Origin of the sequence: Serratia sp. 3ACOL1, assembly GCF_003668775.1 — a bacterium.
GTDB lineage: Bacteria > Pseudomonadota > Gammaproteobacteria > Enterobacterales > Enterobacteriaceae > Chania > Chania fonticola.
Genome location: NZ_CP033055.1, coordinates 3,917,677 through 3,940,613 on the forward strand (window position 1 = coordinate 3,917,677; position 22,937 = coordinate 3,940,613).

Here is a 22,937-nt window from a genome sequence, read left to right on the forward strand (position 1 = left end):
GCCCTAAATAGCTGATCCTAATACTGCTACACTTTTGCCTGACCGTGCTTCCTGCCTGGGAATGGGCTTACTGTTTTCATAAAGTGACGTACCTTTTTCAGCAATTGCCACATCGAACGGCAGCTATGATTCCGGGTTATCGTGTCATGTAATGCCTGCCATAACCGTTCAACGTGGTTCACCCATGGCGTGTAGACCGGTTGATAAATAACAATAAATTTGGGGTTCTTCTTCAACCACCGAAGCGTTTCGCGACTTTTATGGATGATGTAGTTATCAACGATCAGCGTGATGCTTTTTGCCCGCCGATACGTGCCCTTAAGGTGTTTCAACAAGCTGATAAATAAGCCCGATTTTTTGCTGCTGCCGCCGACGTAACTGACTTTTCCCGTGCTGCTGTGCAATGCACCAGCCAGATAATATTTTTCGTTTTGCCCCGGCGTAACAACCTGTTTCTGTTGGCCACGAAGTTGCCAGTCGGCACCAATTTTTGGGTTGAGGTGGATATCCACTTCATCCTCGTAAAATACGGGATGCTCAGCGCTGCACTGGGCAAGAGCCTCGGCGATAACGGCCATTTTCTCTTCTTTATGTGGGTCCCGAATACGCAGTGTTGGTACCGCTCTTCGCCAGACCAATCCAGCAGAGGGAAGCCAGCGACGAACCGTCGACGCGTGCAAAGTGCAGCCTGTTATCTCATTGATTTTTATTGCTAACAGCTCAGTGCTCCAACGAGAACGCTGATAACCGAAATCGCTTGGCGAATGCTTAATCAGTTGACGTAACAGCGCGCAAATATGCTCAAACGGCCAGCGTCGGCCGCGCCCTGGAGGTAATGATTTCAACCCTTCCAGACCGTAAAGCGTGAACCAATTAACCCAGCGCCCCAACGATGACCGCGCGCAGCAAAGCGTTTTGGCAACATCGCTAACCGTGTCACCACGGTGAAGCATCAGCATAGCTGTGAGTCTGCGAGCATGGTTCTTATCGTCTGTTTTATGGATGGTTTTTTGCATCAGAGACCTTTCGGCATCGGATATTGGTGCTATGATCGGCATAACTCAGTCCGGTTGGTGGTTTGGGATATTCAGCGATTGATCAGATCGCTTAAATCGGACTGAGTTCCCTCTTGGTGATCTACTATTTGGAACAGCTATTTAGACAAACTGCTCCTACTAAAAAGGGGCAGTTTAGTTACGTACTTAATTACCGGTTTGTAGATCCCCGCTACCGCTATAATATTCTTATCATCAGATAGAGTAAAACCCGATGAATTATATTTCGGTACTTTCAAGAGGACCAGGGACGCTGAAAATAAATTTTAATAATAAAGTCATTCATCCTAGCTGAGCCAATGTAGGCCACGACCTCACGAACTGAAGTCAACTTGAAAAAAGGTTTAAAAAGCACTAAAATGGTCAAAATATACACACCACCGGAGTGTGGAGATGTCAATCAAAGACAAATTAATAAAAGCGTTAGAAAACAGCCCAGACAGCATTGTTTTGCGCCATGAGCTTTCAGCCCTTGGCGGACGCACTCAAGTCACAGATAGCCTGAGGGATCTGGTTGCTTCCGGCTTCCTGACCAAGCCTGGCTTAGGCATTTACGTTAAAAACGAGCACCGGCAGTATAAGGGGCTATACACTTCAGATCGTTGTATCACAGTAGTCAAAGAGATATTTAAAAAACTCGACACTCCGGTCAAAGATATCAAAATAGACCATATTGCTGGGCAAGATATTTGCATTGTTGATATCGGCGCTCAGCGAGTTTCACGCAAGCTGGAAATAAACGGGATCCCCATCCGCTATAGTAATAATCAAAAAATATCTAACTGGGATTGTTTATTATCACAAGATGTCGATGATTTACCAACCAAAGGTGTACGGAAGTTTATCGAAAAAGTTGCCGCTGCACATGGCATTCGATATCAACGTACAGGCTTGGATGACTTTGCCGAATCCGTTACTCGATTGGCCGGTGACGAAATAGAGCTCGACATAACAGAGAAGCTGCTTATCGCACTGAAGAAAAAGGACTTGATTAGCGGGCGACAGCTTGCCCGTCTAATGACCAATTATATGAGGGAAGTGAAAAATGTTCGATCCGTTCGGCGACTATGAAACGGCAGAGCAATGCTGCTGATTCATAGCGAACTTTGCCACCGAGCTGGCTTTTCGATTGACTGGGGCGCCTCACAAAAAAATGCTTACCTAAAAGCACTCACATTAGAGATTGAAAATCCCCAAGGAAAACATCTCGATAACTATCTCCTTCCTTTTTGCTCCAAGACTCGGCACAGAGATCTACTGCAACACTTAATGTCACTATCTGGGCTGGATGGTCGAAATAGGACAAGTTTGCCCGATATCGTTTATAAAGCAGATGACCCCGAGGCAAACGCAGCTTACCAAGACATTAAACGTGCGCGCGGTGAGAACATTTAGGTAAGCAAGTTGAACTCGAAGAGATAGATGGCGATGTGACTAACACTGAAATACCAGCAGCCAAAGGCTGCTGGTATTTTTCAACAAAACGGCACACTCAGAACGGAATATCGTCGTCAAAGTCCATTGGTGGTTCGTTGCTGGCCGCTGGTGCGCTGTTTTGCGCCGGGCGAGCCTGCTGCTGTTGACCACCGCTGAACTGGTTGCCACCCTGTGGCTGCTGAGGTTGACCCCAACCGCCCTGCTGGCCACCCGCTGGAGCGCCGCCGCCTGCTGGAGCACCACCACCTTGGCGGCCACCCAACATCTGCATGGTGCCACCCACGTTGACCACGATTTCGGTGGTGTATTTTTCTACGCCCGCCTGATCGGTCCATTTACGGGTCTGCAATGCACCCTCGATGTAAACCTGGGAACCTTTACGCAGGTATTCACCCGCCACTTCTGCCAGCTTGCCGAACAACACCACGCGGTGCCATTCCGTTTTTTCTTTCTGCTCGCCAGTAGCCTTGTCACGCCAGCTCTCGGAGGTCGCCAGGGTAATGTTGGCAACTGCGCCGCCATTAGGCATGTAACGGACCTCAGGGTCTTGACCCAGATTCCCGACCAAAATTACTTTGTTTACGCCTCTGCTGGCCATGTTCGATCTCCCGATGAGTCATTTAAGTGGATTCAGACCACATTTTGGATAGTCTAAACCACAAATTGTAGCATGCCACCTGCTTAGATTATACCTGCGAAGTGCCTTCCAAAAATGTCCCGGCGATCGACCTTGTTGCATTCGTATACTGGATATTCATTCAGGTTTTTTTGTGCCATAATTATGCGTTTCGTAATGGCCGAGCCGTTTTATTGCGCGTTAGATCACACAAATCGCCCGCAGAAGAACGCAGACAGGCGCGGTGTATCATCAAGACGGGAAGTGTAAATGGACAATATCGAAGTTCGTGGTGCTCGAACCCACAATCTCAAAAACATCAACCTGATTATCCCGCGCGACAAGCTGATCGTCGTCACCGGTTTATCAGGTTCAGGCAAGTCCTCACTGGCTTTTGATACACTGTATGCCGAAGGGCAACGGCGCTACGTTGAGTCGCTCTCTGCCTACGCTCGCCAGTTTCTTTCGCTGATGGAAAAACCGGACGTCGACCATATTGAAGGTCTGTCCCCGGCGATCTCCATCGAGCAAAAATCGACCTCGCATAACCCGCGCTCCACGGTCGGGACCATCACCGAGATCCACGATTACCTGCGTCTGCTGTTTGCCCGCGTCGGCGAACCGCGTTGCCCGGACCACCATGTTCCGTTGGCGGCACAAACCGTCAGCCAGATGGTGGATAACGCGCTCAACCAGCCGGAAGGCAAACGCCTGATGCTGTTGGCACCGGTGGTGAAAGATCGTAAGGGCGAACACACCAAAACGCTGGAAAACCTGGCAACCCAGGGCTATATCCGCGCGCGTATCGACGGTGAAGTATGCGATCTCTCCGATCCGCCAAAGCTGGAGCTGCAAAAGAAACACACCATTGAAGTGGTAGTGGATCGTTTCAAAGTGCGTGACGATCTGGCACAGCGTTTGGCCGAGTCGTTTGAAACCGCATTGGAACTGTCCGGCGGTACCGCCGTCGTCGCCGATATGGATGACGAAAAGGCCGATGAACTGCTGTTCTCCGCCAACTTTGCCTGCCCCATCTGCGGCTACAGCATGCGCGAGCTGGAACCCCGGCTGTTCTCGTTCAACAACCCAGCCGGCGCCTGCCCTACCTGTGACGGACTGGGCGTGCAGCAGTTCTTCGATCCTGAGCGTGTGGTACAGAACCCCGAGCTTTCTCTGGCCGGTGGCGCTATCCGCGGTTGGGACCGCCGTAACTTCTATTATTTCCAGATGCTGCGCTCGCTGGCGGAGCACTATAGCTTTGATGTGGAAGTCCCGTTCAGCAGCCTGGATGCCAACGTGCAGAAAGCGGTATTGAGCGGTTCGGGCAAAGAGTCGATCGAATTCAAATACATCAACGATCGCGGTGACACCACCGTGCGCCGCCATCCGTTTGAAGGCGTGCTGCATAATATGGAGCGCCGTTACAAAGAAACCGAATCCAGCGCGGTGCGTGAAGAGCTGGCCAAATTTATCAGCAACCGTCCTTGCGCCTCGTGCCGTGGCACCCGCTTGCGTGAAGAAGCCCGTAACGTGTTCGTGGAAGATACTACGCTGCCGGAGATCTCCGAGCTCAGCATCGGCCATGCCATGACCTTCTTCCAGAATATGAAGCTGAGCGGTCAACGTGCCCAGATCGCCGAGAAGGTGTTGAAAGAGATCGGCGATCGTCTGAAGTTCCTGGTTAACGTCGGGCTGAACTACCTTTCACTGTCACGTTCTGCGGAAACGCTGTCCGGCGGTGAAGCTCAGCGTATTCGCCTGGCAAGCCAGATCGGTGCTGGCCTGGTAGGCGTGATGTATGTGCTGGATGAGCCTTCTATTGGCCTGCACCAGCGCGATAACGAACGCTTGCTGGAAACCCTGATCCACCTGCGTAACCTGGGTAACACGGTGATCGTGGTAGAACACGATGAAGACGCGATCCGCGCAGCCGACCACGTGATCGATATCGGCCCTGGTGCCGGTGTTCATGGCGGCCAGGTGGTCGCGGAAGGCACCGTCGATGACATCATGGCCCAACCGGATTCACTGACCGGCCAGTTCCTTAGCGGCAAGCGCTCAATCGCCATTCCGGCCGAACGCGTGCCCGCGGATCCGAGCAAGGTGCTGAAACTCAGTGGTGCACGCGGCAACAACCTGAAAGACGTGACGCTCACGCTGCCTGTCGGGCTGTTTACCTGCATTACCGGCGTTTCCGGTTCCGGTAAGTCAACGCTGATCAACGATACGCTGTTCCCGATCGCCCAACGTCAGCTCAACGGTGCAACCATTGCCGAAGCGGCTCCTTACCGCGAAGTGACCGGTCTGGAACATTTCGACAAGGTGATCGATATCGATCAGAGCCCTATTGGCCGTACGCCACGCTCTAACCCGGCCACCTATACCGGGATCTTCACCCCGGTGCGTGAACTATTTGCCGGGGTACCTGAATCCCGTACCCGTGGCTATACGCCGGGCCGTTTCAGCTTTAACGTCAAGGGTGGCCGCTGCGAAGCCTGCCAGGGCGACGGCGTGATCAAGGTAGAGATGCACTTCCTGCCGGATATCTATGTGCCTTGCGATCAGTGCAAAGGCAAACGCTATAACCGCGAAACGCTGGAAGTGAAGTACAAGGGTAAAAACATCCACGAAGTGCTGGAAATGACCATTGAGGAAGCCCGTGACTTCTTTGATGCCGTGCCAGCCTTGGCGCGCAAGCTGCAAACGTTGATGGAGGTTGGGCTTTCCTATATCCGTCTCGGGCAGTCGGCCACCACCCTTTCCGGTGGTGAAGCGCAGCGTGTGAAACTGGCGCGTGAGCTGTCGAAACGGGGCACTGGCCAGACGCTGTATATTCTTGATGAACCCACCACCGGCCTGCACTTCGCCGATATACAGCAGTTGCTGGCGGTGCTGCATCAGTTACGCGATCAGGGCAACACCATCGTGGTGATTGAACACAACCTGGATGTCATCAAGACGGCGGACTGGATCGTCGATCTGGGGCCGGAAGGCGGCAGCGGCGGCGGTGAGATCCTGGTGTCCGGCACGCCGGAAACCGTGGCCAACTGTAAAGAGTCACATACCGCGCGGTTCCTGAAACCGATGTTGCAGAGATAAAACCGTAGCCAACATGCCGAGCATCTAAGCTCGGCATGTTGGCCGTTATTACGGCGCAACAATAAATTTCCGCCATAGAAAAGCAGGAGCAGATTTTAGGGGTTTAACTATCACTCGGATATGTAAAACGCTTAACGTGCCGCGCAGTGGCTAAATAACTCCCCCCCCCAAACTCAGCATTATTTATCTGCGGCTAACATCTGCTCATATCGGCCAGGTTACCCTCCCCATGCCTGCACCTGCTTCAATTCAAATTCAGCCTCGGCTAATTTTCTTTGTCGCTTAGCAATTTTGCTCGGTTTGCCTTTGAGCTGTGCTTCATACAGCTCTTGTTTTCTTTTTTCTACCTTTCGTTGCTTCTTGGCAATTTCATACTGGCGATCAAATTCGAACGGCTGAGTGGCTGGCGCATAATCGTATCTATTATAACGGCCTTTATAACCACCGTGGCAGTAGGTCTGCACATTGGCCAAGGCACGATTAAGCCCCTCAACACGATGGACATTGCCATAACGCGTCGCGTACTCGAGCTGCTCTCGCAGTTTTTGTTCTTTTATTGCACAATTGGGCGCAGCCAATGATAATGAGGAATAAACGAGCAGTGGCAGTACGAGAAATATTGAATAATGCGGTTTCATAATTAAATTTCCTTTTAGTAGGTTCCCCTACGGATCCCTTATCCTTATTTGCCCTTAAGCAGATTAATATAGACGCATTAATAACACAGTCATAATTTAGATTCCAATGAGAACTCTCTTAATTGACAGCTCGTGCTGTTGAAAATAAATTATCAACCTATTTTTATAAATCCTTTCATTATCACTAATTAATATAAAATAATAAAATTAGTGATATTAACCACAAAAAAACCTTGCCAATCCTGTTTCTCAGAACTAAATAACGCAGTAAACAATATTGGCCTACAAAATAAAATTCCCCATAGGTTTCGGGGGAGGTAATCCTCTTGGCCTGTCGCCACTCTTGAGCCAACAGGCCTGGTCACCTATAAATTCAAATGCGTAGCTCTTGGCGCACCTGATCGGGCAACCCTTCCAGCACCAACCGATAAGAGCTGTCGATCAAATGATAAAACTGCGAGTTGGGCAAGTTGCCGTCCAGAAATACCGCGTTCCAATGGGCTTTATTCAGATGTTCGCAGGGGACGATTTCCGGATGCTGCTCACGCAGGCTTTCCGCCAGTTCCGGGCTGCTTTTGATCGCCAACGCCGGGCGCCCCTGCACTTCACACACCATAGCGAACATGACATCACCCACCTTGATTTGGCTGGCCTGCCATTGGTTTTGATCGCTTTGGTGTGCGCCAGGTTTCGCCATGCAGTATTCCAGCAGTGCTGAGTTATTCATTGGGTTATTCCCCGAAAGACACAATGCGGCGCGAACCACTGTGAGTATGCTGTTGCCAGCCCAGATACCCTGCCAGTCAGGTAGAGAACCGCGCCTGGTCGCTGAAAGCAAGGCTTTATGGCGCATGCGAAAAGTCTGAGCGCCCTCAGTCAGTATATTCTTTATCCAGTTGGCGGCAACCGCCAGCACGCAGAAACAACAAGGGGCGATATCGCTATCGCCCCTAAAATTACTGCATTCAGGCCGTTACTGCACCGCGGCAAAGGCCTCTGCCACTTGACGAACGTTATTGTGGTTCAGACCCGCCACACACATACGACCGCTGTGGATCAGATAGACACCGAACTCTTCACGTAGCCGATCAACCTGAGCCGCACTGAAGCCGGTGTAGCTGAACATGCCGCGCTGCTCGAGCAGATAATCGAAGTTACGCTGTGGCAACGCGCCCTTGAGCGTTTCGACCAGCGCTTTACGCATTTCCAGAATACGGCTGCGCATGGACTCCACTTCGGCCAGCCATTGCGCTTTCAGCTGCGCGTCGTTCAGCACTTTTGCCACCACCTGCGCACCGAAGTTCGGTGGGCTGGAGTAGTTACGGCGCACGGTCGCTTTCAGTTGCCCCAGCACGCGCTCGGCGGCTTCGCTGCTTTCACACACCACAGAAAGCCCACCTACGCGCTCACCGTACAGCGAGAAGATTTTCGAGAATGAGTTGCTCACCAGGCACGGTAAACCGGCAGCCGCGATGGCGCGAATGGCGTAGGAATCCTGATCCATGCCGCCGCCAAAGCCTTGATAGGCGATGTCGAGGAACGGGATCAGTTCACGTTCGGCGATCACTTTAACCACCTGATCCCACTGGGCATTGGTGAGATCGGAACCGGTCGGGTTATGGCAGCAAGGATGCAGCAGGGCAATGCTCTTGGCCGGCAACTGTTGCAGCGTGCTCAGCATGGCATCAAATTTCACCCCCAGTTTTTCACCGTCGAAATAGGGGTAAGTATTCACTTTAAAACCGGCGCCACCAAAGATGGCCACGTGGTTTTCCCAAGTCGGATCGCTGACCCAAACCTGAGAATCCGGGAAATAGCTTTTCAGGAAGTCGGCCCCCACTTTCAACGCACCAGAGCCGCCCACGGTTTGAATGGTGGCGATGCACCCCTGTTGCAGCATGGGGTGTTCGGTACCGAACAACAGTTGTTGAATTGCGCTGCGGTAAGGCTGTAGGCCTTCCATCGGCAGGTAGACCGAGGCCCCCTGTTCAACGCTGTTAAGTTGGGCTTCAGCTGCGGCAACGGCCTTCATCTGTGGGATGATGCCTTGCTCGTTGTAGTAAAGGCCAATACTCAGGTTCACCTTGTGCGCACGGGGATCTTTTTTGAATTTTTCCATCAGCGACAGGATCGGGTCACCTGCATAGGCTTCAACATTCTGGAACACGGGTTGGTTCTCCTGATTTTGGTTGTTCGGGTACAATCCCTAATATAGCCACAAATCGGCGTTGGGTTTTAGCTTTATCTGGTCACCGGCAGTAAACCGTTTTCTTTGATCCGTTCCAGCACCACCGCCGTTTTGATATGCCCAACGCTTTTATGGCGGGAAAGCGTCTGGCTGATAAACTCACTTAACGCGGGCAGGTCTGCTACCGCCACTTTCAGCAGGTAGTCGGCATCGCCGGTGGTTTTATAAACGTCAACAATTGCGTCCACTTCTGCCAGCATCTGATGGAAACTGTCGATCTGCTCTTGGGTATGGGTCAGCAGGCTTACCTCTATCAGCCCCACCAGCCCCAATCCCACCGCCTCCGGTGCCAGCCGGGCATGATACCCTTTGATCAACTGGGCTTGCTCCAGGCTGATACGGCGGCGCGAGCATTGCGATGCCGAAAGCCCGACCAGTTCGCTCAGTTCCTGATTGGTCAGACGACCATTGGCCTGTAACAGCGTCAGGATTTTCATATCAAAATCGTCAATGTTGTACATAGCCACCTGTAAAATGTGTTAATAAATGTTGACGCTACAGACTAGCAGCTTTTTTAGCCTTGCAACCATCGGTGCTGGCGGGTTGTGAGAGACATAGCAGCAAAGCCAGCTTCCTTGCTCAGAAATGGCATAAAAAACGGCCAAATTACGCAAACCAACAACAATTAACGGCAAAACCGCGCATAAAACCACAAATGTATTTGTCGACATGAAAAGGAAATTTGATGAAAAAACTATTGCCTCTCGCCTTGCTGGTCGCCACCGGGAGCGCCAGCGCACAATCCAATCTGGACAAGGTATTGCAGCAAAAAACGCTGACGGTCTGTACCACCGGCGATTACAAGCCCTACACCTTCCTGAAAGAGGATGGCAGCTACGAAGGCATTGATATCGCGATGGCCGAGTCGCTGGCCAACAGTCTGGGGGCCAAAGTGAAATGGGTAAAAACCACCTGGAAAACCCTGACGCCTGACTTCGTGGCCGGGAAATGTGATATCGCCATGGGGGGGATCTCAGTGACGCTGGAACGCCAAAAGCAGGTGTTTTTTGCCGAGCGGCTTGATACCGACGGCAAGATCCCGCTGGTACGTTGTACCGACGTGAAAAAATACCGCACCATTGAGCAGATTAACAAACCTGCGGTGCGGCTGATCGAGCCTGCCGGTGGCACTAACGAAGCCTTTGTCCGTGCTCATCTGCCCAAGGCCAACCTGACGCTGTCCCACGATAATATGGGCATTTTCCAGCAGTTGGTGGACCGCAAGGCCGACGTGATGATCACCGATGCCTCCGAAGCCCTGTACCAGCAGAAACGTTATCCCAAGCTGTGTGCGGTGAACCCGGATAAGCCGATGCAATACGGTGAGAAGGCCTATATGCTGCCGCGTGATGATATGAGTTGGAAGCTGTATGTCGATCAGTGGCTGCATTTGAGCAAGGCCAGCGGGGAGTATCAGAAAATTATCGGCCAGTGGCTGGCGGTGAAGAAGTAAGGCACCTCCTCACCTGACTTTAGCATCGAATACGTTAAGCGGGCGCACATGCGGCGCCCCTACGCAGTAGTGAGAGAGTTGGGGAGGTTACTCGCCGATATATTCCATCGTGACGCGCTGGGTCAGCTTGGTGATCAGCTCATAGGCGCTGATGCCGCTAAAGGCAGCCACCCGTTCAACCGGCAGCTCATTGCCCCACAGCACCACTTCATCACCCACTTTATCGCTGGCATTCGGCCCCAGATCGACGGAAATCATATCCATGGAGACACGGCCAACAATCGGTACTTCACGTCCGTTGAGCCATACCGGCGTGCCAGAAGGCGCACTGCGTGGATAACCGTCGCCATAGCCCATCGCCACTACGCCCAGGCGGGTATCTCGTTCACTCACCCATAGTCCGCCGTAGCCCACCGGTTCCCCGGCTCGATGCTCACGCACCGCGATCAGGCTGGATTTAAGCGTCATGGCTGGTTGCAGCCCAAAGTGATCGGCGTAGGGCTCCTCCAACGGGGATACGCCATACAGGATAATCCCCGGGCGTACCCAGTCAAGATGAGCCTGTGGCCACAGCAAGATCCCGCCGGAAGCCGCAATCGACTTCAGGCCCGGCTTATCGTTGGCGAAGTGCTCAAAGCAGCTGATTTGCTTTTCGGTCGCATCCACCAGTGGCTCGTCGGCACGGCTGAAGTGGCTCATGATATTGACCGGCTGCACCACGTTACGACAGGCGCTCAAACGCTGGTAGAACGCCTCTGCCTGTTCCGGACGCACGCCCAGACGATGCATACCGCTATCCAGCTTCATCCATACCGACACCGGGTGCGCCAGTTCAATCTGCTCCAGCGCCTCGAGCTGTTCGATGCTGTGAACGGCGGTTTCGATATTATTCGCCACCAGCGCGGGCAGATCTTCAGCACAGAAGAAACCCTCCAGCAGCAGGATCGGTTTGACGATGCCACCGGCACGCAGCATCAACGCTTCGCCGATACGCGCTACGCCGTAACAGTCGGCATCTTGCAAGGTGTGAGCCGTTTCCAACAGGCCATGTCCATAGGCGTTGGCTTTCACCACGGCAATCAGGCGGCTTTGCGGCGCCAGGCGACGGATCTGTTGCAGGTTATGTCGCAGGGCGCGGCGATCGATGACAGCAGTTGCCGCTTTCATTTCAATTCCTTAGCTGATTATTCATCATCATATTGTGGCCCCGCGTAGTTATCGAAGCGCGACCACTGGCCGTTAAAGGTTAGGCGTACGGTACCGATCGGGCCGTTACGCTGCTTACCCAGAATAATTTCGGCAATCCCTTTCAGATCGCTGTTCTCGTGATAAACCTCATCACGGTAGATGAACATAATCAGGTCGGCATCCTGCTCGATGGAGCCAGATTCACGCAGGTCGGAGTTGACCGGGCGCTTATCAGCACGCTGTTCCAAGCTACGGTTCAACTGCGAAAGAGCCACCACCGGCACCTGTAGCTCTTTCGCCAAGGCTTTGAGCGAGCGGGAAATTTCGGCAATTTCCAAGGTACGGTTGTCGGAGAGCGATGGTACGCGCATCAACTGCAGGTAGTCGATCATGATCAGGCTGATCCCGTCATGTTCACGGAAAATACGCCGCGCGCGGGAGCGCACTTCGGTGGGCGTCAGGCCAGAGGAGTCGTCAATATACATATTGCGCTTCTCCAGCAGGATCCCCATGGTGCTCGAGATCCTCGCCCAATCCTCATCATCCAATTGGCCGGTACGGATGCGAGTCTGATCCACGCGCGACAGCGAGGCCAGCATACGCATCATGATCTGGTTGCAGGGCATCTCCAGGCTGAAGATCAGCACCGGTTTATCCTGCGTCATCGCGGCGTGTTCGCACAGGTTCATCGCGAAGGTGGTTTTACCCATTGCTGGGCGGGCCGCGACGATGATCAGGTCAGACTTTTGCAGACCGGCGGTTTTCTTGTTGAGATCGTGATAGCCGGTATCTACGCCGGTAACACCGTCGTGCGGCTGCTGATAGAGCTGCTCGATACGGGCGACGGTATCTTCCAGAATACGTTCGATGCCTTTGGGGCCTTCATCTTTGCTGGCACGGTTTTCCGCGATCTGGAATACCCTGGATTCGGCCAGATCGAGCAGATCTTCGCTACTGCGGCCTTGCGGATCGTAACCCGCATCGGCGATTTCGTTGGCGACGGAGATCATTTCACGGACTACCGCACGTTCACGCACGATGTCGGCATAAGCACCAATGTTGGCCGCACTTGGGGTATTTTTCGATAATTCGGCCAGATAGGCAAAACCGCCCACCGTCTCCAGATCGCCCCTCTGTTCCAATGACTCGGACAGTGTGATCAGGTCGATAGGCCGGCTCATCTCCAGCAGACGCTGCATTTCGGTAAAGATCAGGCGGTGTGGACGGCTGAAGAAGTCGTTGGCGACCACGCGCTCCGCCACGTTATCCCAGCGTTCGTTATCCAGCATCAAACCGCCCAACACGGACTGTTCCGCCTCCAGCGAATGTGGCGGCATCTTCAGCCCTTCCATCTGGCGGTCTCTGGGTTCGTACGTGTTTGTCTTGTTGGTTGGTTTTTTGCCTGCCATGAAGCCTATTCTTTATTCAGTTGCGAATGGGGGGTAGCTGACGCAAGAGTATACGTGATTTTCAGCCATGATTCCCGCGACATAACCTACGCAAAAAAGGATTAATCACTGCGCAACGAGCTAGATAGTCCAGGCTGAAAAGCGTAGGGTGAAAACAGTCATTTAAACGAGGTAGCGACATGTCAAAACGCATCCAATTCTCCGCCACCGGCGGCCCGGAAGTGCTGCAGTATGTTGATTTTACTCCTGTCGATCCCGCCGCTGGGGAGGTGCAGGTCGAGAACAAGGCGATCGGTATCAACTATATCGATACCTACGTACGTAGCGGCCTGTACCCACCGGCCAACTTCCCAAGCGGGTTAGGTACCGAAGCGGCTGGGGTGGTCATCAAGGTTGGGGCAGGTGTCAGCGCGGTCAAACCGGGCGATCGCGTGGTTTATGCTCAGTCCGCATTGGGTGCTTACAGCGAAGTTCACAACATCCCGTTGGAAAAGTTAGCTATCCTGCCGGATAACCTCACTTTCGAGCAGGGTGCCGCCTCGTTCCTCAAAGGGTTGACCGTACATTATCTGCTGCGCCAAACCTATGAGGTCAAGCCGGGCGAGGTATTCCTGTTCCATGCCGCCGCCGGGGGGTGGGGCTTATCGCCTGCCAGTGGGCCAAAGCGTTGGGTGCCAAACTAATCGGCAGCGTGAGTTCTGACGAGAAAGCCGAGCAGGCATTACGTGCTGGCGCCTGGGCCACCATAAATTATCGCCAGGAAAACATCGCCCAACGCGTAGCTGAACTAACCAACGGCGAAAAGGTTAACGTGGTCTATGACTCCGTAGGGCAAAGTACCTGGCAGGATTCATTGAACAGCCTGAAGCGCCGCGGGCTGATGGTGAGCTTTGGAAATGCCTCCGGCCCGGTTACCGGCGTCGATCTGGCGTTGCTCAATCAGAAAGGCTCACTTTACGTCACCCGCCCTTCGCTCAACGGTTACATCACCAACCGTCAGGAATTGCAGTTTGCCAGTAACGAGCTGTTTTCACTGATCGGCAGTGGTGCGATCAAAGTTGACGTGAAGGAAGCGCAGAAGTTTGCGTTGGCAGATGCCCAGCGAGCACACCAGATCCTGGAAAGCGGCCAGACCAGCGGCTCCAGCCTGCTGATCCCTGGTCTATAGCGCCAATAAAGAAAGGGCCCCATAAGGAGCCCTTTCTAGTTTACTGCGCTTTGTAGGGGTAGAGCAGAGTCCGCCAGAGATGGGGGTTGCTTTAAGCAACACTCTTGTCAGCTCTCGCGGTGATGAAAATGATTAGCATCACTGCTGCGGGAGTCATCCTAGCAGCCTCGATAAGTAAAAAATATGATTAATGTGCCGCATTTGCATTTAAAACATCAAGCTGTGATCCCCGCCACACTGGCAAGCAATCTGCCTGGTGAGTTTCAACGTGACTGACTGATAATTAGGCAAAAAATCTTAATAGCGCCGTATCTGTGGTTTCTGCATAGAACGGTATATCCACACGCCAACCACCGCCAGGATCAGCCACGGCAGCAGTTTAAACACCATGGCAAACAGCCCGCCCAGTAGCATAAAAGCCGCGGCCACAAATAACGCAGCCATCACGCCTAGCAGTGAAATACCGGTTACCAGCAGCATGGCGACAAAGCCGATCAGAAAGAACAGTTCTAACATGGGTTGCTCCTTGGCAAAACAATAGGTCTGTCTTGTTCTTTACAAGAAACGTGCCAACTTGAAGTTAATGATAACTTATTGAAATAATGAAAAAATGGCGCCACACCTGGTGACGCCATTAGTCAAAAAAACCAACTTTTAGTCAAGTTTTTTGCCGATTATGCCATTTCAGTGCGCGGTGAACGCACCAGAGCCAAAGCCTGTTCGACGGTGCGCACATCGGCTCCTGGTTTATGGGCATTTTCACTCAAATGACGGCGCCACTGCCGCGCACCAGGGATCCCCTGGAACAAACCAAGAATATGGCGAGTGATGTGGCCCAGATAGGTGCCGTTCGCTAGCTCACGCTCGATGTACGGATACAGCGATTCGATAATCGCCACGCTGTCCATCACCTCGCTCTGGCGGCCGAAAATCTCGCTGTCCACCCGCGCCAGAATACCTGGATTTTGGTACGCTTCGCGCCCCATCATCACACCGTCCAGATGTTGCAGATGCAGTTGGGCTTCTTCCAGCGTTTTCACGCCACCGTTGATCGCAATGGTCAACGCCGGGAAGTCACGTTTCAACTGATAAACACGCGGATAGTCCAACGGAGGGACTTCGCGGTTTTCTTTCGGGCTCAGGCCGGAAAGCCAGGCTTTACGGGCATGAATGGTGAACATATCGCATTCCCCACGCCCAGCAACGGTAGAAATAAAATCGCACAGGAACTCATAGCTGTCCTGGTCATCGATACCAATACGGGTTTTTACCGTCACCGGGATCGACACCACGTCGCGCATCGCCTTGATACAGTCGGCCACCAAGATCGCCTGCCCCATCAGACAAGCACCAAACATACCGTTCTGTACCCGATCTGACGGGCAACCAACATTAAGGTTGATCTCGTCATAACCACGCTGTTCCGCCAGTTTCGCACAGTGCGCCAGTGCTGCCGGATCGCTGCCCCCTAGCTGCAAAGCCACGGGGTGCTCTTCCTCGCTGTATGCCAGGTAGTCACCTTTACCGTGGATGATCGCACCAGTAGTCACCATTTCGGTGTACAGCAGCGTTTCCTTGCTCAGCAGGCGATGGAAATAACGGCAATGGCGATCGGTCCAGTCCAGCATAGGGGCAATGGAGAAACGATTGGCGGCGTATTGAATGTTGTTAATATCTTTCGTCATGCTGAGTTACTGGCTACCTGATAAGTCCTGGACTCGACAACCGACGCGCAGTGCCGATGCCACAAACGGCTATTATAACGACAATCGACGCTCTTGGGGAAATCGTCGTTCAACTTGGGCCGAGAAACTCCACGGCTGTTATTCACTTCGCCACGCAGCAATTTATCGCTTTCTGCCATTCCAGCCTCCATATGGGTTATACCGCCGTGCCCGAGTGGAACCTGTACCATAAAGCGGCAAATCGTGACCTGCATCTCATTCTGGCAAGTCTTGCTGCGGAAAATCGCCCCATTTGCCGCGTTATCCATGGAAAGCGGGGCAACCCTCGGCGATTGCGTTGAAACATGATAAAATCGGCTTCTTTGCGTAGCCGGATAATTGCCATGAACTCAACCAACCAGGAAAAGCTGCTCGCGCAGGCTGAACAACTCTGTCAGCAACGCAACGTGCGACTGACCCCGCAACGGCTGGAAGTGTTACGCCTGATGGCTGAGCAACCCGGCGCCATCAGCGCTTACGACTTGCTGGATTTACTGCGTGTGGCAGAGCCGCAGGCCAAGCCACCTACGGTCTATCGTGCACTGGATTTCTTGCTGGAACAGGGATTTATCCACCGCGTTGAATCGGCAAACAGCTATGTGCTGTGCCACCACTTTGAACAACCTATGCATACCTCTGCCCTGTTTATCTGCGATCGCTGCGGACAGGTCACGGAGCGCACTACCGAAGGGGTGGAAGAAACCTTGCAGAAACTGGCTCAAGAATCAGGATTTGTGCTGCGCCACAGCGTAGTGGAAGCCCACGGTCTTTGTTCTGCCTGTGTGGTAGTAGAAAATTGTGAGAACCAACACGATTGCGATCATGACCACAGCATTGTGGTAAAGAAAAAATAAGCGGATTGGATTGCAGGAGGGAGCGGGTACGTCCTTGTTCCCGTGGCCGTGGCAGGGGGGAAATCTGCCAGGCCGGATGGTATCGTAGCGCCGCAATACTCAGCGGCTCATCGCGCTACCAACGATACTTGCTGTGCTCTTCCCAGGCTTTGACTTCTTTTTCGGCTGCCTCTTTCTGGTAGCCATAGCGTTCCTGGATTTTACCGACCAGCTGTTCGCGTTTCCCTTCGATCACGGTGATATCGTCATCGGTCAGCTTGCCCCATTTTTCCTTCACTTTACCTTTAAACTGCTTCCAGTTACCGTCGGCTTGATCTTTGTTCATAATCTCTCCGTTACTCTTGGTTGTCAGTTTTAGATAAATCTGGCTGGACTTAACTGAGTCAAATTTAAGGTTATCTAATGCGTCCGTTGCCAATTAAGCGCGGGCTTAATTCGCCAGCCACGTGATTAACTATAGTCACCCATCACGAAAAGTGCGCGAAAAGCAGCATGAAATAGGGTTAGGAAAAGTCTTAATAGCAAAAAACGCCGTTAAAACAGTAAGCAAGCGAACCAAAACAGCCCTCAACACATGTAACTAAATGTGAATATCCATCCCGTATCATCAACTAGTCTGGCCTATCCATTGCTAATGGAGATGCAAACCAGGTGCCCTGCACGCTATGACGATGCCATACCCAGCCCAAAGCCGCCCCGCGAAGTGCCAGGAATACCGCCAGAGCCAGCCATAAACCGTGGTTGCCCAATACCGGCAGGGTGAACAACGTCAACCCATAGCCCACTGCGGCTACCGCCATGCTGTTACGCATTTCTGCGCCACGGGTGGCACCGATAAACATGCCATCTAGCAGGTAGCACCAAACCCCCACCAGGGGCAGCACTACCTGCCAAGGCAGATAATGATTTGCCAGCGCACGCAATTCCGGCAGCGAGGTTAAGCCCGCCACAATCTGCTGACCGGCGAACAGATAAATAACGGCAAAACCACAGGCAACCAGGCAAGCCTGCCGACAGGCGGCACGCCATACTTTACGCAGTTGCCGCCCGTCCCGCGCACCATAGGCGTGGCCGGAATGGGCTTCCACCGCGTAGGCAAAACCATCCAGCGCGTAGGCGGTAAAGGTCAGCAGATTCATCAGCACCGCATTCACCGCCACCACTTCTCCGCCCATGCGGGCTCCCAGAATGGTCAACGAGGCGAAACACAGTTGCAGTAATAACGAGCGCAGCATAATGTCGCGGTTAAGTGCCAGCAGGCGGCGCAGATCCCCACGCCAGGCGGTACGCAGTATCGCCAGCGAAATCCCCCGCATGCGTAGTACCCGCCATGCTAACCACAAGCCCAGCAACAGCGTGGCGTATTCAGCAATCACCGTGGCAGCCGCGGCCCCCTGCACGTTCCAACCCAGCCCCATCACCAGCCAGATATCCAGCACGATGTTCAGCAGGTTACCGACGATCAGCAAGATCACCGGCGCCCGCACGTACTGAACTCCCAGCAACCAGCCGAGCAGCACCATATTGGCCAACGCCGCCGGGGCGCTCAGCCAGCGGATCTCCAAAAATAGCCTGGCCTGTACCAATACTTCCCGATCGCCCCCCACAATGTTCAGCGCCAAGGTGATCAACGGGGCTCGCAACAGCACAATCGCCAGCCCGGCCACCAGCGCCAACAATAACGGCTGCATAAAGGCGCGAGCCAACCGGTAGGGATCTTGCGCCCCCAGCGCCTGCGCCGTCAGCCCAGTAGTGCTCATTCGCAGGAACAGCAACAACATAAACAGGAAGCTAGTGGCCATTGACCCCACCGCGACCCCGCCAAGGTAGCTAGGGCTATCGAGATGGCCGATAACGGCGGTATCCACCAGGCCAAGTAAGGGGACGGTAATATTGGAGAAGATCATCGGCAACGCCAGACGCCACAGAGCTTTGTCGGTGTCACTGGTGAAGGCAGAAAGCAGGCGCATGGCGATATGTTCCCGTAAAAGCATAGATTTAAAGCTGAAGATAAAGTGGCAATGTAGCTGAATTTGCAGGGATCGAACATGTTTGACCGTAGGGGCGCCGCATGCAGCGCCCGCTTAGTGTCTCATGTATCGCCCCAGAGTTGGGGCGAGGTTTGCCGTTTTAAAGGGCTGTAATACGAGGTAAAGCGGTTAGATCCAGTCGCCGTTGCGGATCACACCCACCGCCAGGCCTTCGATGGTGAAGTTCTGCTGGCGCAGATCGACCACAATCGGTTGGAATTCACTGTTTTCTGGCAGCAGTTCGACGACGTTACCGTGTTTCTTCAGGCGCTTGACCGTGACCTCGTCTTCAATACGGGCGACGACAACCTGGCCGTTGCGTACGTCTTGAGTCTTATGCACTGCCAGCAGATCGCCATCCAGGATGCCGATATCTCGCATCGACATGCCGCTAACGCGCAGCAGGAAATCGGCATTTGGCTTGAACAGAGAAGGATCCACCTTATAGTGCCCTTCAATGTGCTGCTGAGCCAACAGAGGTTCACCGGCAGCCACACGGCCAACCAGAGGTAACCCCTCTTCATCTTCCATCAGCAAGCGGATACCGCGTGATGCACCGGAGATGATCTCGATAACGCCTTTGCGAGCCAGTGCTTTCAAGTGCTCTTCTGCAGCATTTGGTGAGCGGAACCCCAGGCGCATTGCGATCTCGGCACGCGTCGGTGGCATGCCTGTTTGCGAAATATGATCGCGAATCAGGTCGTAGACCTCTTGCTGTCTGGTAGTTAGTGCTTTCATTCCGCCCCCTGTTTGTTTATACAGTCTTGCTGTGAGTATATACAGCTAAGTCTGGATTGGGAACCGAAGAATAAATAAAAATCAGCAGGTAGCGAGCGGGATCGCAACGATACCCGCTGGTTTTCACGCCAAATGCTGCCAAAGTACCGAAGCCCAAACGAACAGTGCCAGAATGATTGCCAGCGATACCGCCGCCGAGCCCATATCTTTGGCCCGCCCGGAGAGCTCGTGATATTCCGTACCCACGCGATCGACAACGGCCTCAATCGCGCTGTTGAGGATTTCGACAATCATCACCAGCAGCACCGAGCCGATCAACAAGATGCGCGCTATCGCCCCCACATCCAGCCAAACCGCCACGATGATAGCCACCACCGTCGCCACCAGTTCCTGGCGGAATGCGGCTTCGTTCTGCCAGGCAGCGGTTAAACCTTTATAGGAATAGCCTGCAGCTTTAATGATACGCGTCAGGCCAGTTGCTTGATTTGCCATAGTTAAGAACGCCTTTCTCCAAGATGGATCATGTACCCGTCGTGTTGCAGCCGCAACGTTCCAGACAGATTTGCCAGCCCAATCACATTTTTATCGCAGCGCAGTATACAGCAAGGTTGGAATACCTTAATCACCTAGCTATGTCGTACCAATACCGCGAGCGCATGAATGCGCTAGAGCGGCCAATTTGATATCCATCAGGTATAATTCAACTATGTACTTCCATTGCCGTGAACGGCCGTGGATTTCCCAACGCCACAGATCTGCTACCCGGTTTCTGGTATGCTTGCGGCGAATTGCTAACAAGAGGCTTCACGTTGTCATGTCAGGTTGGCGTAAAATCTATTATAAGATATTGAACTTACCACTAAAAATGTTGGTAAGAAGTAAGGTTATCCCTTCAGATCCGGTCACGGAGTTAGGGTTGGATCCCTCACGACCGATTTTGTATGTTTTACCTTATAATTCCAAGGCGGATTTACTCACCTTGCGCACCCAGTGTCTGGCGCAAGATCTGCCCGATCCCCTTAACCCGTTGGAAATCGATGGCACCGTGCTGCCAAGCTACGTGTTTATCCACGATGGCCCACGCGTATTCCGCTATTACACCCCCAAAGAAGAATCGGTAAAACTGTTCCACGATTATCTGGATCTGCACCGCAGCAACCCGGATCTCGATATTCAGATGTTGCCGGTATCGGTGATGTTTGGCCGCTCCCCTGGGCGCGAAGGCCACGGCACGCCGCACCTGCGCCTGCTGAACGGCGTACAAAAGTTCTTCGCTGTGCTGTGGCTGGGGCGCGACAGTTTTGTCCGTTTCTCCAACACCGTGTCCCTACGCCGGATGGCGACCGAGCACGGCACCGATAAGACCATCGCGCAAAAACTGGCCCGTGTCGCACGCATGCACTTCGCACGCCAGCGCCTAGCCGCCGTTGGGCCAAGCCTGCCTGCCCGTCAGGATCTGTTCAAAAAGCTGCTGGCCTCCAAGGCGATTGAAAAAGCGATCGAAGACGAAGCCCGCAGCAAAAAGATTTCCCACGAAAAGGCCCAGCAGAACGCAATTGCGCTGATGGAAGAGATTGCTGCCGATTTCTCGTATGAAACGGTGCGCCTGTCCGACCGCGTGTTGAGCTGGACCTGGAACCGCCTGTATCAGGGCATCAACGTCACCAACGCCGAACGTGTGCGTCAGTTGGCGCAGGATGGCCACGAGATCGTCTATGTGCCGTGTCATCGCAGCCATATGGACTATCTGCTGCTGTCCTACGTGCTCTACCATCAAGGGCTGGTGCCACCACATATCGCAGCGGGTATTAACCTGAACTTCTGGCCTGCCGGGCCGATATTCCGCCGTCTGGGCGCGTTCTTTATCCGCCGCACCTTCAAGGGCAACAAACTCTATTCAACCGTATTTCGTGAATACCTCGGTGAGCTGTTCACCCGTGGTTACTCGGTAGAATACTTTGTTGAAGGCGGGCGCTCCCGTACCGGCCGCCTGCTGGAACCGAAAACCGGCACCCTGTCGATGACCATTCAGGCTATGCTGCGCGGCGGCACTCGTCCGATCACCCTGGTGCCGATTTATATCGGTTACGAGCACGTGATGGAAGTAGGTACTTACGCCAAAGAGCTGCGTGGTGCGACCAAAGAGAAAGAGAGCCTGCTGCAAATGGTGCGCGGCTTGCGCAAGCTACGCAACCTCGGCCAGGGTTACGTGAACTTTGGCGAACCGCTGCCGTTGACTACGTACCTGAACCACAACGTCCCGCATTGGCGTGAGTCTATCGACCCGATCGAAGCACAGCGCCCAAGCTGGCTGACGCCTGCGGTCAACGATCTGGCCGCTCAGATCATGGTGCGTATCAACAACGCTGCCGCCGCCAACGCCATGAACCTGTGTTCCACCGCGCTGCTGGCCTCACGCCAACGTTCGCTGACCCGTGAGCAGTTGCTTGAGCAGTTGGAATGCTACTTACAGTTAATGCGTAACGTGCCGTATGCACCGGACGCTACCGTACCAACACAAACGCCAGACCAGTTGCTGGATCACGCTTTAAACATGAACAAGTTTGAAGTGGAGAAGGACAACATCGGCGACATCATCATTCTGCCGCGCGAGCAGGCGGTGCTGATGACGTACTATCGCAACAATATCCATCATATGCTGGTACTGCCTTCGCTGATCGCCTCTATCGTGATGCATCACCGACGCGTGTCGCGCGTTGAGCTGCTGCGTCAGGTCAGCCTGATCTATCCGATGCTGAAGGCCGAGCTGTTCCTGCGCTACGACAAAGAACAGCTAGCCGAAGTGCTGCAACCGCTGATCGAAGAGTTGATACGTCAGCAGCTGATTTGTAGCAAAGGCGATGAACTGGTGCTGAATCCTGCGCGCATCCGTCCGTTACAGCTGCTGGCCGCCGGGGTTCGTGAAACCCTGCAACGCTATGCCATCACCATGTCGATCCTCAGCGCCAACCCAAGTATCAACCGGGGTGCCCTGGAGAAAGAGAGCCGCATTATGGCCCAGCGTTTGTCGGTGCTGCACGGCATCAACGCGCCGGAGTTCTTCGATAAGGCGGTGTTCTCCACCCTGGTGGCGACGCTGCGTGAAGAAGGCTTTATCAATGATATTGGCGATGCGATCCGCGAGCACACCATGGAGGTTTACACCATGTTGAGCGATCTGATCACCCCGGAAATCAAACTGACCATCGAAAGCGTCAGCATGCCGGAAGAAACCAATACCCCAGCGCTAGCGGCGGAAGTGGTAAAAGAAGACGAGTAA

At 53.5% G+C, this 22,937-nt stretch carries 21 protein-coding genes and 1 pseudogene; 7 read left to right on the plus strand and 15 right to left on the minus strand.

Annotation, left to right across the window (positions count from 1 at the left end):
• Positions 1 to 26 precede the first annotated feature (26 nt).
• A complete protein-coding gene (locus D9980_RS17650) occupies positions 27 to 1,058 on the minus strand; it encodes an IS630 family transposase (RefSeq protein WP_121607993.1) in 1,032 nt (343 codons plus the stop codon).
• A gap of 390 nt (positions 1,059 to 1,448) precedes the next feature.
• On the opposite strand from D9980_RS17650, the gene D9980_RS17655 reads away from it, so the two are divergent.
• Positions 1,449 to 2,126: a hypothetical protein gene (locus tag D9980_RS17655; protein WP_121607994.1), complete on the plus strand. Its 678-nt coding sequence runs from the start codon at positions 1,449 to 1,451 to the stop codon at positions 2,124 to 2,126.
• 12 nt (positions 2,127 to 2,138) lie between these two features.
• A complete protein-coding gene (locus D9980_RS17660; RefSeq protein ID WP_121607995.1) occupies positions 2,139 to 2,450 on the plus strand; it encodes a hypothetical protein in 312 nt (103 codons plus the stop codon).
• A 97-nt stretch (positions 2,451 to 2,547) separates the two neighbouring features.
• Here the strand turns inward: D9980_RS17660 and ssb1 are convergent, their stop codons facing one another.
• Positions 2,548 to 3,090 carry a single-stranded DNA-binding protein SSB1 gene (ssb1, locus tag D9980_RS17665; RefSeq protein ID WP_024483970.1) on the minus strand — a complete coding sequence of 181 codons (543 nt, stop codon included), beginning with the start codon at positions 3,088 to 3,090 and terminating at the stop codon, positions 2,548 to 2,550.
• 288 nt (positions 3,091 to 3,378) lie between these two features.
• Between ssb1 and uvrA the strand changes: the two genes are divergently transcribed.
• Entirely contained in the window at positions 3,379 to 6,207 is a 2,829-nt protein-coding gene (uvrA, locus tag D9980_RS17675) for an excinuclease ABC subunit UvrA (protein ID WP_121607996.1), read from the plus strand.
• Between the two features lie 218 nt (positions 6,208 to 6,425).
• Here uvrA and D9980_RS17680 read toward each other — a convergent pair whose 3' ends face one another.
• The 4 genes from D9980_RS17680 to D9980_RS17695 all read right to left on the minus strand — a co-directional run bounded on the left by D9980_RS17680 (position 6,426) and on the right by D9980_RS17695 (position 9,554).
• Complete coding sequence (locus tag D9980_RS17680; protein WP_121607997.1) at positions 6,426 to 6,845, minus strand: DUF1090 domain-containing protein; 420 nt, start codon at positions 6,843 to 6,845, stop codon at positions 6,426 to 6,428.
• Positions 6,846 to 7,218: 373 nt separating this feature from the next.
• Positions 7,219 to 7,572 (minus strand): MmcQ/YjbR family DNA-binding protein, encoded by a 354-nt coding sequence (locus D9980_RS17685; protein ID WP_021180803.1) that lies wholly within the window; start codon positions 7,570 to 7,572, stop codon positions 7,219 to 7,221.
• Positions 7,573 to 7,818: 246 nt separating this feature from the next.
• Positions 7,819 to 9,012, minus strand: a complete 1,194-nt coding sequence (locus tag D9980_RS17690; RefSeq protein ID WP_121607998.1) for an amino acid aminotransferase — start codon at positions 9,010 to 9,012, stop codon at positions 7,819 to 7,821.
• A gap of 74 nt (positions 9,013 to 9,086) precedes the next feature.
• Positions 9,087 to 9,554: an Lrp/AsnC family transcriptional regulator gene (locus D9980_RS17695; protein WP_024483974.1), complete on the minus strand. Its 468-nt coding sequence runs from the start codon at positions 9,552 to 9,554 to the stop codon at positions 9,087 to 9,089.
• Positions 9,555 to 9,778: 224 nt separating this feature from the next.
• On the opposite strand from D9980_RS17695, the gene D9980_RS17700 reads away from it, so the two are divergent.
• Positions 9,779 to 10,546, plus strand: a complete 768-nt coding sequence (locus D9980_RS17700) for a transporter substrate-binding domain-containing protein (RefSeq protein WP_021180806.1) — start codon at positions 9,779 to 9,781, stop codon at positions 10,544 to 10,546.
• 87 nt (positions 10,547 to 10,633) lie between these two features.
• Here D9980_RS17700 and alr read toward each other — a convergent pair whose 3' ends face one another.
• Together alr and dnaB are read right to left on the minus strand one after the other, a co-directional pair.
• Positions 10,634 to 11,713 (minus strand): alanine racemase, encoded by a 1,080-nt coding sequence (gene alr, locus D9980_RS17705; RefSeq protein ID WP_121607999.1) that lies wholly within the window; start codon positions 11,711 to 11,713, stop codon positions 10,634 to 10,636.
• A 17-nt stretch (positions 11,714 to 11,730) separates the two neighbouring features.
• Positions 11,731 to 13,143 carry a replicative DNA helicase gene (gene dnaB / locus D9980_RS17710; protein WP_024483977.1) on the minus strand — a complete coding sequence of 471 codons (1,413 nt, stop codon included), beginning with the start codon at positions 13,141 to 13,143 and terminating at the stop codon, positions 11,731 to 11,733.
• A gap of 179 nt (positions 13,144 to 13,322) precedes the next feature.
• Here dnaB and D9980_RS17715 point away from each other — a divergent pair.
• Positions 13,323 to 14,311 (plus strand): annotated as a pseudogene (locus D9980_RS17715) (quinone oxidoreductase).
• A gap of 297 nt (positions 14,312 to 14,608) precedes the next feature.
• On the opposite strand, the gene pspG reads toward D9980_RS17715, so the two are convergent.
• The 3 genes from pspG to D9980_RS17730 form a co-directional block, all read right to left on the minus strand.
• Positions 14,609 to 14,827 carry an envelope stress response protein PspG gene (pspG, locus tag D9980_RS17720; protein WP_021180810.1) on the minus strand — a complete coding sequence of 73 codons (219 nt, stop codon included), beginning with the start codon at positions 14,825 to 14,827 and terminating at the stop codon, positions 14,609 to 14,611.
• 158 nt (positions 14,828 to 14,985) lie between these two features.
• Positions 14,986 to 15,996: a tRNA dihydrouridine(20/20a) synthase DusA gene (gene dusA / locus D9980_RS17725; RefSeq protein ID WP_121608000.1), complete on the minus strand. Its 1,011-nt coding sequence runs from the start codon at positions 15,994 to 15,996 to the stop codon at positions 14,986 to 14,988.
• Positions 15,993 to 16,304 carry a hypothetical protein gene (locus tag D9980_RS17730; protein WP_121608001.1) on the minus strand — a complete coding sequence of 104 codons (312 nt, stop codon included), beginning with the start codon at positions 16,302 to 16,304 and terminating at the stop codon, positions 15,993 to 15,995. The genes dusA and D9980_RS17730 overlap by 4 nt, the downstream gene beginning before the upstream one ends.
• Positions 16,305 to 16,379: 75 nt before the next feature.
• Between D9980_RS17730 and zur the strand changes: the two genes are divergently transcribed.
• Positions 16,380 to 16,889, plus strand: a complete 510-nt coding sequence (zur, locus tag D9980_RS17735; RefSeq protein WP_024483981.1) for a zinc uptake transcriptional repressor Zur — start codon at positions 16,380 to 16,382, stop codon at positions 16,887 to 16,889.
• 115 nt (positions 16,890 to 17,004) lie between these two features.
• Here the strand turns inward: zur and D9980_RS17740 are convergent, their stop codons facing one another.
• The 4 genes from D9980_RS17740 to D9980_RS17755 all read right to left on the minus strand — a co-directional run bounded on the left by D9980_RS17740 (position 17,005) and on the right by D9980_RS17755 (position 20,149).
• Positions 17,005 to 17,214, minus strand: coding sequence for a CsbD family protein (locus D9980_RS17740; RefSeq protein WP_024483982.1), 210 nt, complete (start codon positions 17,212 to 17,214; stop codon positions 17,005 to 17,007).
• Between the two features lie 286 nt (positions 17,215 to 17,500).
• Positions 17,501 to 18,859, minus strand: coding sequence for an MATE family efflux transporter DinF (dinF, locus tag D9980_RS17745; protein WP_121608002.1), 1,359 nt, complete (start codon positions 18,857 to 18,859; stop codon positions 17,501 to 17,503).
• A 189-nt stretch (positions 18,860 to 19,048) separates the two neighbouring features.
• Positions 19,049 to 19,657, minus strand: coding sequence for a transcriptional repressor LexA (gene lexA / locus D9980_RS17750; RefSeq protein WP_021180815.1), 609 nt, complete (start codon positions 19,655 to 19,657; stop codon positions 19,049 to 19,051).
• A gap of 123 nt (positions 19,658 to 19,780) precedes the next feature.
• Complete coding sequence (locus tag D9980_RS17755; RefSeq protein WP_021180816.1) at positions 19,781 to 20,149, minus strand: diacylglycerol kinase; 369 nt, start codon at positions 20,147 to 20,149, stop codon at positions 19,781 to 19,783.
• Between the two features lie 322 nt (positions 20,150 to 20,471).
• Between D9980_RS17755 and plsB the strand changes: the two genes are divergently transcribed.
• Positions 20,472 to 22,937, plus strand: a complete 2,466-nt coding sequence (gene plsB / locus D9980_RS17760; protein WP_121608003.1) for a glycerol-3-phosphate 1-O-acyltransferase PlsB — start codon at positions 20,472 to 20,474, stop codon at positions 22,935 to 22,937.

Bases quoted from the DNA above. Each gene is read 5' to 3' on its own strand.
- D9980_RS17650 (WP_121607993.1), bottom strand. From the start codon at position 1,058: ATGCCGATCATAGCACCAATATCCGATGCCGAAAGGTCTCTGATGCAA.
- D9980_RS17655 (WP_121607994.1), top strand. From the start codon at position 1,449: ATGTCAATCAAAGACAAATTAATAAAAGCGTTAGAAAACAGCCCAGAC.
- D9980_RS17660 (WP_121607995.1), top strand. From the start codon at position 2,139: ATGCTGCTGATTCATAGCGAACTTTGCCACCGAGCTGGCTTTTCGATT.
- ssb1 (WP_024483970.1), bottom strand. From the start codon at position 3,090: ATGGCCAGCAGAGGCGTAAACAAAGTAATTTTGGTCGGGAATCTGGGT.
- uvrA (WP_121607996.1), top strand. From the start codon at position 3,379: ATGGACAATATCGAAGTTCGTGGTGCTCGAACCCACAATCTCAAAAAC.
- D9980_RS17680 (WP_121607997.1), bottom strand. From the start codon at position 6,845: ATGAAACCGCATTATTCAATATTTCTCGTACTGCCACTGCTCGTTTAT.
- D9980_RS17685 (WP_021180803.1), bottom strand. From the start codon at position 7,572: ATGAATAACTCAGCACTGCTGGAATACTGCATGGCGAAACCTGGCGCA.
- D9980_RS17695 (WP_024483974.1), bottom strand. From the start codon at position 9,554: ATGTACAACATTGACGATTTTGATATGAAAATCCTGACGCTGTTACAG.
- D9980_RS17700 (WP_021180806.1), top strand. From the start codon at position 9,779: ATGAAAAAACTATTGCCTCTCGCCTTGCTGGTCGCCACCGGGAGCGCC.
- alr (WP_121607999.1), bottom strand. From the start codon at position 11,713: ATGAAAGCGGCAACTGCTGTCATCGATCGCCGCGCCCTGCGACATAAC.
- dnaB (WP_024483977.1), bottom strand. From the start codon at position 13,143: ATGGCAGGCAAAAAACCAACCAACAAGACAAACACGTACGAACCCAGA.
- pspG (WP_021180810.1), bottom strand. From the start codon at position 14,827: ATGTTAGAACTGTTCTTTCTGATCGGCTTTGTCGCCATGCTGCTGGTA.
- dusA (WP_121608000.1), bottom strand. From the start codon at position 15,996: ATGACGAAAGATATTAACAACATTCAATACGCCGCCAATCGTTTCTCC.
- D9980_RS17730 (WP_121608001.1), bottom strand. From the start codon at position 16,304: ATGGATAACGCGGCAAATGGGGCGATTTTCCGCAGCAAGACTTGCCAG.
- zur (WP_024483981.1), top strand. From the start codon at position 16,380: ATGAACTCAACCAACCAGGAAAAGCTGCTCGCGCAGGCTGAACAACTC.
- D9980_RS17740 (WP_024483982.1), bottom strand. From the start codon at position 17,214: ATGAACAAAGATCAAGCCGACGGTAACTGGAAGCAGTTTAAAGGTAAA.
- dinF (WP_121608002.1), bottom strand. From the start codon at position 18,859: ATGCGCCTGCTTTCTGCCTTCACCAGTGACACCGACAAAGCTCTGTGG.
- lexA (WP_021180815.1), bottom strand. From the start codon at position 19,657: ATGAAAGCACTAACTACCAGACAGCAAGAGGTCTACGACCTGATTCGC.
- D9980_RS17755 (WP_021180816.1), bottom strand. From the start codon at position 20,149: ATGGCAAATCAAGCAACTGGCCTGACGCGTATCATTAAAGCTGCAGGC.
- plsB (WP_121608003.1), top strand. From the start codon at position 20,472: ATGTCAGGTTGGCGTAAAATCTATTATAAGATATTGAACTTACCACTA.